This is a genomic window from Lysinibacter sp. HNR (genome assembly GCF_029760935.1).
Taxonomy (GTDB): domain Bacteria; phylum Actinomycetota; class Actinomycetes; order Actinomycetales; family Microbacteriaceae; genus HNR.
This window is the reverse complement of sequence record NZ_CP121684.1, coordinates 404,591-418,186: the sequence shown is the minus strand read 5'-3', so window position 1 is coordinate 418,186 and position 13,596 is coordinate 404,591. Positions and strand designations below refer to the sequence as shown.

Below are 13,596 nucleotides of genomic sequence, written 5' to 3'. Positions count from 1 at the left end.
AACGCTTCGGCCTCCACTTTCCGCTCACACCGCGTATTCTGATGCCCGCAAAATTGGCTGAAGGGCCAACCACTCTGCCGTCTGCGTGAGTCCATCCTTCAGCGACACAGTTGGCTGCCACCGGGTGAGCGAGCGAACCAATCGATTATCTGCGAGTAACCGGTGAACCTCGCTACCCGTTGGCCGTGTGCGTTCAGGGTCGTGGACGACACGTGCCGAATTCTGGGTGATTTTCTTAAGAAGCTCGATCAAAGCCCCGATTGAGATTTCCTCACCCGCGCCGAGGTTGAGGGTGCGTCCCACGGTTTTGTCGCTCTCCGCAATAGCCATAAAACCCTGTGCCGTATCCGAAACAAAGGTGAAGTCGCGAGTTGGTGTGAGAGAGCCAACTTTTAGCTCGTCTACTCCGCTCAATAACTGCTGGAGCACCGCCGGAATTATCGCCCGGGCACTCTGCCTCGGACCGTACGTGTTAAAGGGTCGACAGATCGATACCGGGGTATCATACGAGTGGTAATAAGACATTGCAATTGCGTCGGCCCCTATTTTGGTCGCGGAGTAGGGAGATTGAGGCTGTAGCGGATGTTCCTCCGAGATTGGCACCGATAGCGCCGTGCCGTAAACCTCACTCGTGGAGGTGTGTACCACTCGGCGTACACCGTTTTGCTGGCACGCAGCCACCACGTTCCGAGTTCCCTCAACATTTGTTGTCACGTAAGTATGAGGGGCCGCATAGCTATAGGGGATACCGATCAGCGCAGCAAGATGAAACACTGTGTCTGTATTTTTGGTGGCCTCTCGGATCTGTTCAGCATCACGAATGTCTCCACTCACAATTTTAATATCGTCTAGGAGGTGGGAAAGGTGACCTCGGGTACCGTAGGGCTTGTAGTGGGCAAAAACGGTAACCCGTGCGCCTGCCCGAAGAAGCTCCTCGGTGAGGACACTTCCGATAAATCCTTCTCCGCCTGTCACAACGACGCTACGATTTTTCCAAAAATTATTCATTTTTAACCTCTTTCCTTAGGGCTTAGACAGCTTGATAGTGCTAACTTTTATACTTGCGATTGATCTTGATGAGTGTTGTCCGGGTACGCCAGACTGATAGCCCAGCGCGCAAGTTCTTCTGCCGCATCGGGACGGTGAACCCCCCGAGCGGCAGCTCCCATCCGTTCTCGCACACCGGGCCGAGTCAATTTCACGATTTCCCGCAGCAGGGCGGGGCCGTCAACCAGATCATCCTCCAGAACGACCGCGGCGTTGGCACGAACCAGTCGCTGGGCGTTGACCCTCTGATGATCACCAATCGCGTGCGGATAGGGAATGAGAATGCTCGCCAGCCCAGCCTCGGCAAGCTCCGCCACCGTGCTTGCCCCGGATCGACCAACCACAATATCTGCGGCCGCATACGCCTGATCCATCCGATCAATATAGGCGTAAGCCGTTGCAGTTGACACGTTGGCAAGTTGCCTTTGAGCGCGTTCCTCATCGCTCGCGCCCGTCTTGATGATAAAGCGGATACGCTCCGTCTTAGCCGCCAACAGCGCGGCGCTGATTGCGGCGTTCGTGATACTCTGCGCACCAAGACTGCCGCCACACACCAGCACAACAATTTCCTCTTCCGAGGCACCAAAAGCGCGCCGGGACTCACTGCGAAACCCCGGTCGTTGTGATTCGACAGACTGCTTCAGAAGAGGCATCCCCAACGCTCTGACCGGGTTGCTACTGGACAATCTCACTCCGCCGTCAACGTGTGCCACTGCAATATTCTTAGTGAAACGACTCGCTAACTGGTTCGCACGCCCGGCAACCGCGTTTGCCTCGTGAATTATGATCGGCAAGCGCGCAAACCGAGCACCAAACACAACGGGCAGGCTCGGGTAACCTCCCATACCAAGCACCACGTGCGCACCCCAACGTCGAAGGTACGAGGAACAGCGAAGAGCCGCTGAAGCTAAGAGAAAGGGAGCCAAAGGAGCTTTCTTCCCAACTGACCCGACCACCGTCGTTGTGTACAGCGGATAACCATGCTGGGGAACGATCTTTTCCTCCAGCCGGCCACGCGCGCCAAAAAACGTAATCTCTGCGGCGGGGTGGAGCTCCTGAAGTGCCTGAGCAACAGCAAGTCCCGGGTAAATGTGCCCGCCGGTTCCTCCCGCCCCAATCGCCACTCGGAGCGGCCTCGCCTGCATCAGGCTAGCCTCAGATAATTGTGTGCTGTTCATATTCCGAGGCTAAAGAACGAGAATTAAACGCTTTTTAATCTTGGGGCGACGGAGAAGCCTGAGGGCTTAGAGAGAACGTCAGGCGAAATAAAATTTTCCGGTTCAGGTAAAAACTTACCTTTGACCTTCGCGCAGAAACAAGCTCACTATATAATTTTCGACATGTCTGCTACAAAGGAGTACTCCCCCTTCCGACGCTCAGCATCAAACACCCTAAAAGGCTCGGCGGGCAACCTCGTCGAATGGTTCGACGTTTACGTGTATGCGGTTTTTGCCTCATACTTCGAGTTTCACTTCTTTGCACAGGGCGACACAAACTCACAGATCTACGTGTGGGCGATCTTTGCCCTCACCTTTCTAATGCGCCCGGTTGGCTCCTGGTTCTTCGGACGTTTTGCCGACCGACACGGACGCCGAGCCGCGCTAACCTTCTCCATCTCGCTCATGGCAGGATGCTCCTTCATCATCGCTATCACTCCCGCACGGGAATCCATCGGCATGAGCGCCGCCGTGATCCTCATTCTGTGCCGTCTCCTTCAGGGATTTGCCACCGGCGGCGAGTACGGCACCAGCGCAACCTACATGTCGGAGGCGGCCCTTCCCGGACGGCGCGGCTTCTTCTCGTCGTTCCAGTACGTCACCCTGGTTGGCGGCCACGTGCTCGCCCAGCTCACACTACTCATCATGCTCACAACTCTCACCCCAGAGGAAATCACCGATTGGGGATGGCGAGTCGCCTTTGCTATCGGCGGCATCGGAGCCCTCATCGTATTCTGGCTGCGCCGCACCATGGATGAATCCCTGGACAAGAAGCAGATTGATGCGGCCCGCTCCGGCAAAGACAAGTCGGCCGGTTCACTACGTGAACTGCTGGTGCACTACTGGCGTCCCTTTATCCTGTGCTTTCTCGTGACTATGGGCGGCACACTCGCCTTCTACGCGTACACGGTGAACGGACCCAAGATTATCCAGGCGAGCTTCGCCGATGACGACGTCATCACCGGAACCGTGATCAACCTCATTGCGCTCAGCGTATTGATGGTACTCCAACCCTTTGGCGGCTGGCTCAGCGACATCGTGGGCCGAAAAACCCTCCTGGTCTTCTTTGGGGTCGGCGGCGTACTTTACACCGGATTCCTCTATACCGCCCTGCCCTCAGCGGCCAACCCTATTGTGGCCTTCCTCATCCTCTGCGGGGCGTTTGTCATTATCACCGGGTATACCTCGATTAATGCGGTGGTTAAGGCGGAACTCTTTCCCGCCCACATTCGTGCCCTCGGTCTCGGGCTCGGCTACGCCCTCGCCAACTCAATCTTTGGCGGCACCGCTCCGCTTCTCTACAGCGCGGCGCTCAGCACCGAGAACGTGACCGCCTTTATCGTCTACACCACGATCACCATCGGGGCGTCGCTCCTGGTTTACATCTTCTTCCTGCACAACCGCGGGCTCAACTGGTTGGACAACGAGGAAGAGCTCAGCGCAAAGCGGGTGGTGGTTGAAGTGGGGCGTTAGTGTCCCGTTGCGAAGGTGGGGGTATGCATGAAACGGCTACGAGAGAGATGAGGTTATTGGTAGCACAATTTCTGGGCGAACAAGGTGATGAGTCATCAGGAAACACATAAGGTAAAGTGCTCCTCGAACCAATGGCTTAGCCCAGATTCGAGGAGCACCTTTTGTTTCTGGTAAGCCCTTCATCCCCGCGTAGCGGGGATGATCCGCCACAAGCCGCGTGTGCACGAGCGAATCGGCAGAGTTCCCCGCGTAGCGGGGATGATCCCGGGAACTTGACGCTTCGCACACTGAACGGCCCAAACTCCCCGCGTAGCGCGGATGATCCCTGTTGCTAGCACTACTCTCTGAGGTCTTCGAAGGCCCCCGTGAGGCAAATAACCCACAAATCATGATTCTGTAGTAGACCAAACCAAAATCACAAAAACCTGCCTTCAGAGAGAACATCAAGCACAGTTTCCAGACCGGCACAAAAGACCCGTGACTCTCAGCCAAATCCCTATCCGTACAAACTCTCATGCCGAAATCAACATAGCTAGTCTAGAGCCACAGCCTGATTGCAATATATATTTTTACTAAAATAATTACAGAACTTTCACCCACAACTAGGCAAAAAAACCCTTCACCACTCCTCAGCACACCCCGTAGACTCTGAATGCACTCAGCCGAATGCAACATTTCTAATTGGGGAAGCCTCTACAATGAAACAGTCGTTCATCGCAATCTGCTCTTTATTGACACTTATTCTACAAGTTATTATTCCCAGCGCAGCTTTAGCAAACACTGTCGATGTTGCTCCTGAGAACACACCAAAAAACAGTTTTCACTGTACTCACTCAGCTGCCGGAGTCCTTCATCAAATGCAAAAGCTTGCTGGGCAGCAAGAGTTTATGACCATTCGTCACAGGGGAGACTTTGACGCCACAACACCAGAAAACAGCATGCAAGCGTTTCGAAACTCATACTCTTCTTGTCGTCCCGGTGTCGAGACAGATCTACGACGCACAGCCGATGACCATTTGGTCATGTTCCATGACACACATATTGGCAAAATGATGGAGCCCACCTACGACCCAGAAACAAACACCGGCCCTAACGCGGAACTAAGTACTTTAACACTCAGTCAACTCAAGGAAAAGAACCTAGTAACCATTGACCGCAACCCCACCAACTACAAGATACTCACTTTTCACGAGTTTCTTCAAGATGCTGTTACTCAAGGAGCAGCCTCCCTTCTCTTTGTAGAGATCAAATCGGATAATGACGTCCACGCCACAGTGAGGGAAGTACTTGCCTTCCACAAAGCTTTTCCAGAGGCAGATATCTTCGACCGAGTGGTGTTTAAATTTAGACTCAGCGCTTACCCCACCTTTCAGCTTTGGAAAGACTCTCTCAAGGACCTATACGAACTTCCGCGCACCCCTTTGACACAGGTAGCAGTCAGCCGCGCAATTGCCAACGAAGTCGACAAGCGTTTCGACTTATCTACACCACCGGGCATGACACCAAGCTATTACGGCACAAAAACCTGGGCAGAATCTAACGCAACAACCGATGGTGTCCTCAGCGTGGAAGTAACAATGAAAGACTCCGTTGGGTTTTACAACAACTTTCCTCACAGGGGGTACGGTGATCGTGCCCCTTTCGCAGAAATCGAACGATATTATGCCCCACGTGACATATCCGAATCAAATACGCGAAAAGGAACGATGGCGCAACTCACTGCTCTCGTTCGAGCCTCGAATAAGCCGCTGGGGCAGTTTGTTCCTATTCCTGACTGGGTTCTTTGGCGGAAAAACTTCACCGATTGGGAGAAACCACTCCCCAGTGTCTGGGGTAACACCACACAGATTACTCCAAAAGACGCGTATTTCCAGAATAATTCAAAATGCTGCTACGCGTTACAGTTCCGTATCGCCGACCATGGGAATGATCCGGAGCAAAACGACCTCCGAATGCTCTTGCCTTGGTTGGAAGATATTGGCGCAACCGTTCTCACTTCAGACGATACCGACAGTATCGACTATTACTTTGAGGGCCGCGGCAAGTTGTATAATATTGGTCAAGTCTGGGACGGAACGATAGAGCCAGCACCTGCTGCAATGAACTCGCTCATTAGTTCCAACACCAATCAACGTTTCACTTCGCCCCTGATGATGGTCTCAATCGATTCCATCCGTGTGAATGATATCGATGGGGAGGCACCGGGTGACCTCTACGGAAGTGTGTCTATCAGCGATGACAGTTCTTATGGCACAGTACTATTTGAACGAACCGCTGAAAACAGCCTGCCCATCTATCCCAATCAATACATGCCTCTCACAGGACCCCCGGGAACAGAGACACCATATGCTTTCAGTGGACAGGCTCTATTCCATGGAGGAGACATCTCTGTTGAACTCTGGGATAGAGACACGCTCTCGCCTGACGACCTTATTGCTTACGCCAAAATCAACATAGCAGCAACTACCGAAGAGATCAAACAAAGCTACAAAACAACCGCCGGTGTAGAACATGAAATTCCAGGAAAAGGAAAATACACTACCCATGGCTCCGTCACAATTAATTACTCAATACGACGACACTGGACAAACTTCGAAATAGCAAAACTCACAGTCAATAATATTGATGGCGAATCCCCGGGTAATCTTTTTGGAACAGTCATAATGTCCCCCAATGCGAATCCCCCACAAGGCACAGGATCGATCTTCTTCCACACAGAACAGGATCACGCTCTTGATATCTATCCGGGAAGCAACGTTCCCTTGAAACTCGCACAGAGTCCTGGCTTCGACACAATACTTTTGAGTGTTGATCTTGAAGATTACGATACTATCAGCCCCAATGACTGTGTAGCAAAGGGAGCGTTCTATTTGAATAAGTTCTATCCTCCTGATGAAATAGTACCGCGCAATATCGGCTGCCCTCGCGAGCCAAACAATGTTACGGCATACACAACGTGGAACGCCTCCATGAACCGCAAAGAGAGAACCAGCACATTCGTTCCTACCATTGATGGTGACGGCAGCTAATAACCACCCACCTCTCAGTAGTAGATTCTCCCGATAGCACATGCCACAGTGCATCACCGCTATGCTTTCGGGAGAATCTTCCAGTCCCCTCAGTAAATGGTTACCCCATCAGTAATACAACAAATCAATACAACAAACCTGCTTCCGAGAGACTCAAACCTACATCGTTCGTTTGATCTGGCCATCCATCACCGCATCCGCTGCTTCAATGAGGCGCAGGGCAACAACATCGAGACGTCGAAGCATTTCGCGTTGCTTCAGGGTGTTCATAGTGAAATCGCCGGTAAATATTACGGCTAAGCCAGCTTGATAGTGCTTTCGCACGGTTTTTGCTTCTTTTCGGGCACAGCGCAGGTGCTCTTGTGACGAAGAGATACGGATGTTCTCGACCCCGTGCCGGAGATGACGAAGAGCCTCCCCAATTGCTTCCACCGCGTGCTCGGCCTGACGAGGGAGAGAGACCGCCCAAAGGTCGCTTTCACGCACAAAGTCTCGAAGGTTATCGAGCACATCATCAATGGAGCGAGACGCACGAAAAATATCCTCACGATCAAGTGGTGTGGTGAGCGTCCCCGAGAGGTATTCGATCAGGTCACTGCGGGCATCATCACCATTGTGTTCAATGCGGGTCATCTTGTCTCGACCGTCGATGACTGTTTTGGTGCAGACCCTGTGCGCCAGCTCCGCACCCTCCAGCGCAAAGTTAATTTGCCGAATTAAAAGAGCCGGAATAGTACGGCGCTTTGAGCCGCGCTTTGGTCGATCCTTTGGAAGACGCTTACGACGGCGGAAAATATTTTGGAACATCATCATCCTCTCGAGAACACGGTGAGTAATGAGGTCAGAAACCAGGCGGTAAAGGCAGAAATAGGTAACGACCACAGCCAGGCAGCGGCAATTCGAGCCACGGGCATCCACCGAATTGACCGCCAACCGCGAGTGAGCCCCGACCCGACCACAGCTCCCACGATGGACTGTGTCATACTCAGCGGAGCGCCGAGTGCAGTCCCTATCGAGAGAACAGTTACCGCCGAAAGTTGAGCCCACAATGCTTGGATCGGGCCGGGGGAGACAGACCCCTGCCTTAGTGCTTGGCCTGAACGACGAAGACCGGCAAGAACTCCAATCAGGAAAAACGTTGTTGATACCGCGATCAGAACCGGGTTTTTTGCTGCTGCAGCCAAGGATATTCCCGTTGTGAAGGTAGCTATAAAAAGAACTTTTTGTCCGTCATTTGCCGAGTACACAAGCGCCAGCGCAGCAAAGGCAATTTTTCGAAGAATAGAAAGTACCCGTGGTGCACGTCCCGGTGCCAACCTAAGCGGCAAACTCCCCAACATCCAGGCCAGCAGCATTGCCAGGATCGGCGCAATAGCGGCCAAAAGAAGCACCCTCAGCACAATCTCACCATTGATCGACGCATCGTTAGCGAGGCTCACCCCGACAAGAGCCCCGACAAGCGCTAACGTGATGCTATTAGGAACAGCCAGAACCGCAGATAAAGCGATTGTTATAACGACCGCGAGAAGAAGCGAAAAACGGGCCTGATCAGAGAAATAGACGCCAAACATAAGCGCCTCAAGGGACTCAGCCACTCCACGCACTCCCAGAAGCGGCAATATCGGCAATGCGGCCACCACAAGAACGGGTGCCCATAGCCCGCTGCCACGAGACGTCTGCTGTGCGAGTGCCACTAGAGGTGCCCCGTCATTGCGCCCGACCAGGCCGATAAAGAACGCGGCAGCCACGAGGTTCACAATAAAAAACACGTCACTACCCATTAACCTTCCTTTCTGGTCGCGTTAAGAAAATGAATCGCTTTTTCGTTTCCCAAGATGTTATCATTTATGTGCGGTCGCGCTCCCGCATATATAAACCAAGGATTTAAAGTCATAAATCCCTGGGTCAAGGAGGACTGGTTGGCGATTTCTCTACCCCATAAACCCTCGGTTCGCCGAGGGGGTGCACGCTCTAGGCGATGGGCGTGGTGGTGTCTTGCACCAACGTTCATCGTGCTAGCAGTTTTTAGTTATTGGCCTCTTTTACAGACGTTCATCCTGTCGTTTCAAAAATCAGACCTATTCGGTCGTGCGGCAGGGTTTGTGGGGTTTGATAACTACGCGGACATGTTCGGGTCCACAGATTTTTGGCACACCCTATGGATAACAACCGTATTTACCGTAGGCAGTGTTGTGGGCAAGCTCATCGTGGGCCTGGCCCTAGCGGTTCCGCTAGCCAAACGGCTGCGAGGAACAGTTTTCGCACGGGCATCAGTCCTGATTCCCATGGCAGTATCCGCCGCTGTGGGAGGTCTTGCATTTCGAGCAATGATGATGCCCACCACCGGCATTCTTGATCAAATCGCGATAGCACTCACCGGGAGTCCAGCCGGCTGGATTACAGACCCCCTCATGGCGATGCTCTCCATCATCGTTGTTGATGTGTGGACGGCAATCGGGTTTGTCACGCTACTACTCATTGCTGCTATCGACAGCATTCCCGGTGATGTTATTGAAGCTGCCGCGATCGACGGTGCGGGTGCGCTGCGAAAACTTCGCTCCATAACCATCCCTCTCATCACACCGACACTATTTTTTGTAATTGTCACCCAATCGGTGCAGGCCATTCGTGAATTTACCATTATTAACGTGGTTACAAACGGCGGGCCAGCCGGGGCCACCCAAACATTAGTCTTTGATATTTGGCGTTTTGCATTTGGCGGTACCGCCGACTACGCGGGTGCCTCAGCACGCGGAATCGTGCTGCTCGTACTAATCGGGCTTATGACAATCATTCAGTTTGGCTTTCTAGAACGGAAGGTTAACTACTCGTGAGCAGGCTTCTTTCTCGCACGTTCCTCATCGGATATCTCTGTATAACCTCGTTCCTGGTTATCTTCCCGATTCTTTATGTTCTCTTTGCCTCGGTGCGACCCGCTCCCGTGCTAAGCGGGACCCTCTCCGACATGATTCCCACCGGTTTCACGCTGGAGCATTTCAGCGAGGCTTTACGCCGGGCACCACTGGTGCAACAAATGCTTAACTCTGTGATCGTTGCTCTAGCACAAACCCTGGGACAGGTTCTCACCGGGCTGCTTGCCGCCTACGCCCTCGTGTTTGGACGGCTGCCCCGCGCCGGATTGATATTCGGCATAATCCTAGTGACCATCATGATTCCCGGTGAGACCATCCTGGTCGCAAACTATCTCACGATTCGATCACTGGGTCTCGCCAACACCGTCATCGCCATCTTCCTACCGTTTGTGGTCTCCGCCTACACTATCTTTCTACTTCGACAAACGTTCCTGGCGTTCCCGAAAGAAATATACGAGGCTGCAATTATGGATGGGGTCGGTCCTCTCCGTTTTCTTTTCCGTTTCCTCGTACCACTGACCGCCCCCACCATTATGACGGTAACGCTCATGGCCGCAATTGCTGCCTGGAACGGTTACCTCTGGCCACTGATCGTCTCCAGCACACCCGACACCCGCACCGTGCAGGTTGGCATCAAAATCCTCACCGACGAATCCGGTTCAAATATGGGACCAGCCCTAGCCGGAATCGTTATCGCCGTAATTCCCACCATCCTTCTCGTGCTTATTGGACAAAGATTTTTAGCACGGGGCCTTACACAAGGAGCAGTAAAATGACAACCCATATCCCCCACGTTCGTACTCTCAGCACCGCCCTCGGTGTCGTTCTACTCGGTGCTCTACTGGGCTGTAGTAGCACAGACACCTCCACGACTAGCGACGCTGTTGAACTCGATTTTTGGTACTCCGTTTCTGGCGTGCCCGCCACAACCCTAGGCACTCTCGTTGACGAATTTAACGAGGATCACGCTGGAGAGATCGTCGTCAAACCTCTCTTTCAAGGCTCATACGACGAATCAATTTCAAAGCTCACAAACGCGGTACAAGCGGGCGATCTCCCAGTGTTGATTCAGGGAGGAGACACCTTCTCAACCTATCTCAAAGACACCGGGTTGACTGCACCTCCAGGATCAGTCACAAACAGCGAAGGGAAAAAGTACAGCGGTACGGACCTCGTTCCCATCATCAAAAACTATTACACTTTCGATGGCGAACTATCATCGTATCCAATAATGGTTTCTCAGCCGGCCGTGATCTACAACACCGAACTTCTCACTCAGGCCGGGATCGACCCGGCCAACGCACCGACAAGTATCACGGAGCTTCTCAGCCTCGCCGCGCAGATTCACTCCAGCTCAGGAACTGCCGGGCTAACCATGTTCACCGACCCGTGGTGGGCTGAACAGTTCTCCGCTGCAGCGGGCCTCGAGTACTGCACTCCTGAGAATGGAGTTGGTGCCGAGCCCGCCGAAAAATTTAACTATGCTTCTGATACTCAGGTTGACATCTGGCAGGAAATTCAAGATTTGGTTCGCTCGGGTGCAATGCTCAACACCGGTAGCGACGGAACCGCGTCTCTCACCGCGTTCAGCACCGGCCAGGCAGCGCTGATGGTGCAGTCCTCACGTATCTATGGCGATGTTAAGGCTGCCGCTAACTTCGATTTTGGTGTCTGGCCATTTCCGGTATCCTCCTCCAACGGTGGAGCGGTTCCCGGGGGTAGTTCAGTCTGGATCATCAAAGAAGGTCACAGCGATCAAGAGCTAGCTGCGGCCGCAAGTTTTGGGGAGTTTCTCGCCTCTGACGCCGCACAAGAGCGCATCTTTGCCGAAACAGGTTACCTCCCTACCTCGCTCAGTGCCCTGAACTCTCTTTCTCAGTCACCAGCAACAAATGCGATGCAATCTGTACTTCTGAATCAATTAGAGAACACACCCAGCACCACGGCAAGCGCCGGATGCCACACCGGGGCAATGGGGCAGGCGCGCCCGTTGGTCAAGTCAGCACTCGAAGAGATCATCGGTGGCGGCAACCCACAAACGGCGCTTCGCAACGCAGAAGAAGCAGGGAACAAAGCAATCGCTACCTACAACGAGCGCCGCTAACATCCAATTCGACCCCTTGTCTTTACCCCTATTTATCAGGAAGAATCTCTTTTATGAATCCACATGTATACGGTGTTTTCTTACTCCCAGATCCTATAACCGCCTCCGCCGTTTCTACCATCACATTTCAGGTAAAGCAACAATTTGGACTGGTCTCAGCGGCGGCCTTTCCCCCACACGCGACGCTGGCCGGTTCCGTTGCAATTCCACAAGATCCCGAAGCGGTCATTGCCGCACTCAACCCCGTCTTATCTGGACGGCGTCAATTCACGGTTATCAATGGGGGAATCCAAAGATACGCTACCGCAATCACCTACGATATTGATAAGAACAGCGACGGAACACAAAATCACAACCTACTCAAGCTGGCTGTCCAAGTGAACGAAGTGCTCACACCCTTGGCTGTGCCGATCGAGGCGACCCTCGTTCAACCGTTTGATAAAGACAGTTTTCGCGCTCACCTATCACTCGCTTCTCACGAGTTAGTTTTCCGTCCCGACCTTTCTTCAGAAGTGGAGGAATTCATCCGCGCCCTTCCTATTGTTCCCCCATCAGAATTCGACGCCAGAATTGTGGCTCTCTACAGGTTCACCGCGCCCGACTGGTCTGGACACTGGTGGGAAAACCTCTCCTGGGAACATCTCCGCTCCTGGAAGCTAGTCCCGAGCAACACACTCCATCCGTCATAACAAATGCCGTCCCAAGAAAAGATATACGTGAGTCCCAAAAGCAACACCCCGCGCCTCAAAATGACAGAAACCGACCTGGCAAAACATCTCGGAATCTCACGCTCAACGGTCTCACGTGCGCTTCACGGCACCGGTCGAATCTCCCAAGAAACCCGCGCCCGGGTTCTAGCCGCAGCTGACGAGCTCGGTTTTGTCCGCAACACACTCGCCAGCGACCTAGCTGCCGGTCGCAGTAACACAATCGGGCTCCTCCTCCGAGACTCAATCAACCCCGCCTACGGTGCGCTCTTTTCCAATCTACAATTGTCCGCTGCAGCTCAAAACCTTGATATTGTTTCAGTCACTGTCTCCAATGACCCTGATGGGCTGCAACAGCTCTCCGGTCTGCGACGACTCCTCGGGCTACGCGTTGCCGGGCTACTCGTCGCAACCGGAGGCATCACCAGCGACCAGCTTCGACCGTTCCTCCACGAAGTTCCCACCCTCCGAGTAGGACGACCAGAAACCGACCCCGGCATCAACGCTGTATCCTACGACGAGGTACGCAACGGGCAACTCCTTGCCGAGCATATCCTGGGCCAGGGACACCAGCGTATCGCGGTTATTCACACCGATCACGACGTTTCCTACCCCGAATGGGTCAGATCCACCACCATGATCACCCGCATCACAGATACCGGTGCAACTCCCCTCGTTTTTCCCGCTCGAGATCGCCTTGATGGCATTACCGAAGCCCTCAACGCCGTAGAACACGATAACGTCACTGCCGTCATGTGTCCCACCGACAGGCGCCAGCTCGACGTCATGCGCCAAGCACAGATCCGCGGAATACGCTACCCCGAAGCCGTCTCTATCACCGGATGTGACGGGCTTCTCCCCGGTGGCGACCTCCTCGGACTTACAACGCTCCGACTCCCGGTTGCAGAACTCGGAAAGATGGCTATACAACGCATGGTAGAACTCACAAACGAAACACCCTTCACAGTCAAACACACCGCCATCCCCGGAGTTCTTGTCCCTGGAAGCACAAGCCGAAACATCACATAGTGTGTTGTGGCCACACAACTAATGGGATAAGTTCATAACCATGATTGGTGCCGGATGACCCACCACCATTCCACTCGCACGGAGTAAATAGCGGCTCATTTTTAGAACGTACTAACA

The 13,596-nt window shown here is 53.4% G+C and carries 11 protein-coding genes; 7 read left to right on the top strand and 4 right to left on the bottom strand.

Annotated features, from left to right (window positions below; all coding sequences use genetic code 11):
• Positions 1–24: 24 nt before the first annotated feature.
• Both FrondiHNR_RS01860 and FrondiHNR_RS01855 read right to left on the bottom strand, forming a co-directional pair.
• A complete protein-coding gene (locus FrondiHNR_RS01860; RefSeq protein ID WP_279353552.1) occupies positions 25–1,008 on the bottom strand; it encodes a GDP-mannose 4,6-dehydratase in 984 nt (327 codons plus the stop codon).
• A 47-nt stretch (positions 1,009–1,055) separates the two neighbouring features.
• A complete protein-coding gene (locus FrondiHNR_RS01855) occupies positions 1,056–2,225 on the bottom strand; it encodes a UDP-N-acetylglucosamine--N-acetylmuramyl-(pentapeptide) pyrophosphoryl-undecaprenol N-acetylglucosamine transferase (RefSeq protein ID WP_279353551.1) in 1,170 nt (389 codons plus the stop codon).
• Between the two features lie 162 nt (positions 2,226–2,387).
• Here FrondiHNR_RS01855 and FrondiHNR_RS01850 point away from each other — a divergent pair, with 162 nt between their 5' ends.
• Positions 2,388–3,737, top strand: coding sequence for an MFS transporter (locus FrondiHNR_RS01850; protein WP_279353550.1), 1,350 nt, complete (start codon positions 2,388–2,390; stop codon positions 3,735–3,737).
• Between the two features lie 698 nt (positions 3,738–4,435).
• Complete coding sequence (locus FrondiHNR_RS01845) at positions 4,436–6,766, top strand: glycerophosphodiester phosphodiesterase family protein (protein ID WP_279353549.1); 2,331 nt, start codon at positions 4,436–4,438, stop codon at positions 6,764–6,766.
• Positions 6,767–6,925: 159 nt separating this feature from the next.
• Here FrondiHNR_RS01845 and FrondiHNR_RS01840 read toward each other — a convergent pair whose 3' ends face one another.
• Entirely contained in the window at positions 6,926–7,573 is a 648-nt protein-coding gene (locus tag FrondiHNR_RS01840) for a DUF47 family protein (RefSeq protein WP_279353548.1), read from the bottom strand.
• Between the two features lie 2 nt (positions 7,574–7,575).
• Positions 7,576–8,547 (bottom strand): inorganic phosphate transporter, encoded by a 972-nt coding sequence (locus tag FrondiHNR_RS01835; protein WP_279353547.1) that lies wholly within the window; start codon positions 8,545–8,547, stop codon positions 7,576–7,578.
• Between the two features lie 138 nt (positions 8,548–8,685).
• On the opposite strand from FrondiHNR_RS01835, the gene FrondiHNR_RS01830 reads away from it, so the two are divergent.
• From FrondiHNR_RS01830 to FrondiHNR_RS01810, 5 genes are read left to right on the top strand one after another with little or no spacing between them, the layout of a single operon-like run.
• On the top strand, positions 8,686–9,600 hold the full coding sequence (locus FrondiHNR_RS01830) for a sugar ABC transporter permease (RefSeq protein WP_279353546.1): 915 nt from the start codon (positions 8,686–8,688) through the stop codon (positions 9,598–9,600).
• A complete protein-coding gene (locus FrondiHNR_RS01825; RefSeq protein ID WP_279353545.1) occupies positions 9,597–10,415 on the top strand; it encodes a carbohydrate ABC transporter permease in 819 nt (272 codons plus the stop codon). The genes FrondiHNR_RS01830 and FrondiHNR_RS01825 overlap by 4 nt, the downstream gene beginning before the upstream one ends.
• Positions 10,412–11,743: an extracellular solute-binding protein gene (locus FrondiHNR_RS01820; RefSeq protein ID WP_279353544.1), complete on the top strand. Its 1,332-nt coding sequence runs from the start codon at positions 10,412–10,414 to the stop codon at positions 11,741–11,743. The genes FrondiHNR_RS01825 and FrondiHNR_RS01820 overlap by 4 nt, the downstream gene beginning before the upstream one ends.
• A 53-nt stretch (positions 11,744–11,796) precedes the next feature.
• A complete protein-coding gene (locus FrondiHNR_RS01815) occupies positions 11,797–12,432 on the top strand; it encodes a heme utilization protein (protein ID WP_279353543.1) in 636 nt (211 codons plus the stop codon).
• Between the two features lie 27 nt (positions 12,433–12,459).
• Complete coding sequence (locus FrondiHNR_RS01810) at positions 12,460–13,479, top strand: LacI family DNA-binding transcriptional regulator (RefSeq protein WP_279353542.1); 1,020 nt, start codon at positions 12,460–12,462, stop codon at positions 13,477–13,479.
• The last annotated feature ends 117 nt before the right edge of the window (positions 13,480–13,596 follow it).